The following is a 3,357-nucleotide window of genomic DNA, read 5'->3' as shown; positions in this document are numbered from 1 at the left end:
GACGCGGCTGCGGGCGGCGCAGAAGTCCGCGAAGGGCGTCTCGCTCTACTCCCGCCACGTCGACCGGCCGGTACCGACAGCACCATCAGGAGAACGACCACCATGAAGCTCCGCACCACCGGCGCGGCCGTCGCGCTCACCGTGGCGTCCGCGCTCGTCCTGACCGCCTGCGGCGGCGAGGACGACACCCCGCCGGCCACCGTCGTGGACCAGGACAACACCGGCGCCGCCGACCCCGAGAGCGGCACCGTGCTCGACACCCCCTTCGCCAAGCCGGCGCTCACCCTCACCGACACCGAGGGCGAGGAGTACGACCTCGTCGCGGAGACCGAGGGCGTCACCACGCTGCTCTACTTCGGCTACACCAACTGTCCGGACGTCTGCCCGCTGACGATGAGCAACATCGCCAACGCCGCCGCCGAGCTGAGCGACGAGCAGCGCGACAAGCTGAACGTCGTCATGGTCACCTCCGACCCCGAGCGCGACACCCCCGAGTCGCTCGGCGCCTGGCTCCAGGCGCAGGACCCCGACTTCATCGGCCTCACCGGCGACTTCGGCGAGATCCAGGAGGCGGCGAGCTCGCTCGGCGTGCTGCTGGAGGAGCCGTACGTCGAGGACGACGGGGCGGTCATCTCCAGCCACGGTTCGCAGGTGCTCGCCTTCCTGCCGGGCGACGACAAGGCGCATGTCCTGTACACCGAGGGTGTCACCACCGAGACCTTCGAGCGCGACCTGCCGGGTCTCATCGAGGGGGAGACCCCGTGACCCCGCTGCCCCGCGCCACCGGCCGACGGCGCGTCGCGATACGCCGGGCCGCCCTCGCGGTGGCCGCCGCCGGGCTGCTGGCCGGCGCGACCGCCTGCTCCTCCGAGCCGGACGGGCCCGAGCTGTCGGTCAGCGGTGCGTTCGTACCCGAACCCGTCAGCGAGGCGGTCGCCGGCGGTTTCCTGGTGCTGGAGAACACCGGGGGCGAGGACGACGCACTGGTGGGCGCCGTCAGCGAGATGGCCGAGAAGGTGGAACTGCACGAGACGGTGGAGAACTCGATGCGTCCCGTCGACTCGTTGGCGGTCCCGGCCGGCGGCTCGCTGGAGCTGGCGCGCGGCGGCAACCACCTGATGCTGCACGGACTGACCCACAAGCCCGTCGAGGGCGACACCGTCCCGATAGAGCTGACGTTCGAGAAGTCCGGAACTCTCACCATCGACGTCCCGGTGGCTTCCGCGACCCACACCGGTAGGTGACCGTAGAGCGTCATGGACACCCCCCACCTCTCCCGCGCCCCCCGGCTCCGCGCCGCCACCGCCGCCCTGCTGCTCGCCGTCACCGCACTGGCAGCGGTGCTGCTCGCCGCGGTACCCGCCGCCGCCCACGCGTCACTGCTCGGCAGCGACCCGGAGGACGGCACCGTCCTCGACGCGGCGCCGGGGGAGGTGGTGCTCCACTTCTCCGAGGACGTCGCGACCTCCGCCGACTCCGTCCGGGTGCTCGATCCGGACGGAGTCGCCGTGGACGCCGGGCCGCCGGAGCGGCGGCCCGCCGACGGGGCCGGAGTCGCCTACGGCGTGCCGCTGCTGCCGGACATCGCCGACGGCACCTACACCGTCGCCTGGCAGGTGATCTCCACCGACAGCCACCCGGTGGCCGGCGCCTTCACCTTCTCCGTCGGCGCGCCCTCCGAGACGAGTGTCGTCGTGGCCGACGGCCCGGCCGAGGACGCCGCCGTCGCGCTGCTCTACGACACCGGCCGCTACGCGGCCTACGCCGGTTACCTGCTGCTGGTCGGCGGCGCGGCGTTCCTCCTGTTCTGCTGGCCGGCCGCCGACCGGCGCCCGGCCGCCCGCCGGGTGACGACCGTCGGCTGGGCGCTGACCGCCGGCGCCACCCTCGCCCTGCTGGCCCTGCGGCAGCCGTACATCACCGGCGGCGGGCTCGGGGACGTCGTGCGGCTCGCGGGGCTCACCGACGTGGTGGACACCAGGACCGGCGTCGCCCTGTTGGCCAGGCTGGCGGTGCTCGCGGTCGTCGCCTGGTTCGTCGTACGGCTGCTGCGCGCCCCGACGACCGCGGCAGGCGGCGGTGCGGAGGCCGACGTACCGGTCCGCACGGCGTGGGGGACGCGTGGCCTCGGTGCGCTGCTGGCGCTGGTGCTCGCCGCGACCTGGTCGCTGGCCGAGCACGCCGCCTCCGGTCCGCAGACCCACATCGCCGTCCCGGCCGACATGCTGCACATGGTCGCGGCGGCCGTCTGGCTGGGCGGACTCGTCACGCTGCTGCTCCTGCTGCACCGCGGCGGTGCCCCCGCGGTGCCCGTCGCCGCGGTCCGGCGGTTCTCCGCGGCGGCCATGGCCTCGGTCGCGGTGGTGGCCGTGACCGGCGTCTACCAGTCCTGGCGCCAGGTGGGCGACTGGGGACAACTGGCGTCCACCGGCTACGGCCAACTGCTGGTGACGAAGATCGCGCTGGTGGCGCTGCTGCTGGGCGTCGGCTGGATCTCGCGTCGCTGGACCGCCCGACTGGCGGACGGAACGGAGCGGCCCACCGCCCCGGGCCGACCCGACGGGGCGGCCGGTACGGACGACGACGGGGCCGACGCGGGCCCCGCCCCGGCCCCTGCCGCTCCCGGGGCCGACCCGGGGGCTGCCGTCGCCGCCGTCTCCGCGGCGACGCCGGCCGACCCGGTGCGCGCCGCGCAGCTCGCGCGGCAGCAGGAGGCGCTGGGCAGGGCACGCCGGGTGAAGGACCGGGACGCGGACCCCGTCCGGTCCGGCCTGCGACGGTCCGTCCTCGTCGAGGCGGTGATCGCCGCCCTCGTGCTCCTCGCCACCACCGCGCTCACCTCGACCCCGCCGGCCCGTACGGTGGACGAGGCCGCCGACGCCCGGCCCGTGGCGGGAGGCCCCGTGAGCCTGGAGCTGCCGTTCGACACCGGCGGCGAGAACGGCGCCGGAACCGTCCTCGTCGACATCACCCCCGGCGCCACCGGCGACAACGAGTTGCACGTCCGGACCGTGGACGCCGCCGGCGAGCCGCTGCCCGCAGCGGAGCTGCGGGTCGCGCTGACCCTTCCTGACGAGCGGATCGGCCCGCTGCGCCCCGACGCGCTCCTGGTGGACATCGGGCACTGGACCCTGCCCGGTGTCCAGCTCCCGAGGCCGGGGCAGTGGGAGATCTCCCTGACCATCCGCACCTCGGACATCGACCAGGTGACCGAGACCGACACCTTCCCGATCGGCTGACAGCACATGGCACGACGCAACCGCCGCCCCGCCGCCCCCGACCCGGCCGCTGCCCCCGCCCCCGGGGGCGCAGGCACCGCCCCGACCGCACGCGCCTCCGACGGGGCCGGCACGGCGC

3 protein-coding genes are annotated in these 3,357 nt (G+C 75.1%); all 3 read left to right on the top strand.

Features of this window, described 5'->3' with window-relative positions:
* Nucleotides 1–102 precede the first annotated feature (102 nt).
* From HCJ92_RS23195 to HCJ92_RS23185, 3 genes are read left to right on the top strand one after another with little or no spacing between them, the layout of a single operon-like run.
* The gene (locus tag HCJ92_RS23195) at nt 103–765 is read left to right on the top strand and encodes an SCO family protein (RefSeq protein WP_167935567.1); all 663 of its coding nucleotides are present in this window, start codon (nt 103–105) and stop codon (nt 763–765) included.
* A complete protein-coding gene (locus HCJ92_RS23190; protein ID WP_338054349.1) occupies nt 762–1,244 on the top strand; it encodes a copper chaperone PCu(A)C in 483 nt (160 codons plus the stop codon). Before HCJ92_RS23195 ends, HCJ92_RS23190 begins: the two co-directional genes overlap by 4 nt.
* 12 nt (nt 1,245–1,256) lie before the next feature.
* Nucleotides 1,257–3,239 (top strand): copper resistance CopC/CopD family protein, encoded by a 1,983-nt coding sequence (locus HCJ92_RS23185; RefSeq protein ID WP_167935566.1) that lies wholly within the window; start codon nt 1,257–1,259, stop codon nt 3,237–3,239.
* The last annotated feature ends 118 nt before the right edge of the window (nt 3,240–3,357 follow it).

The sequence above is a fragment of the Streptomyces spiramenti genome (assembly GCF_012034385.1).
GTDB classification, from domain to species: Bacteria; Actinomycetota; Actinomycetes; order Streptomycetales; family Streptomycetaceae; genus Streptomyces; species Streptomyces spiramenti.
Note: the sequence above shows the minus strand (reverse complement) of the source record. Positions and strands in the feature narration are given on the sequence as shown.

Excerpts from the sequence above, each read along its gene's own strand:
- HCJ92_RS23195 (WP_167935567.1), top strand. The coding sequence starts at position 103 with ATGAAGCTCCGCACCACCGGCGCGGCCGTCGCGCTCACCGTGGCGTCC.
- HCJ92_RS23185 (WP_167935566.1), top strand. The coding sequence starts at position 1,257 with ATGGACACCCCCCACCTCTCCCGCGCCCCCCGGCTCCGCGCCGCCACC.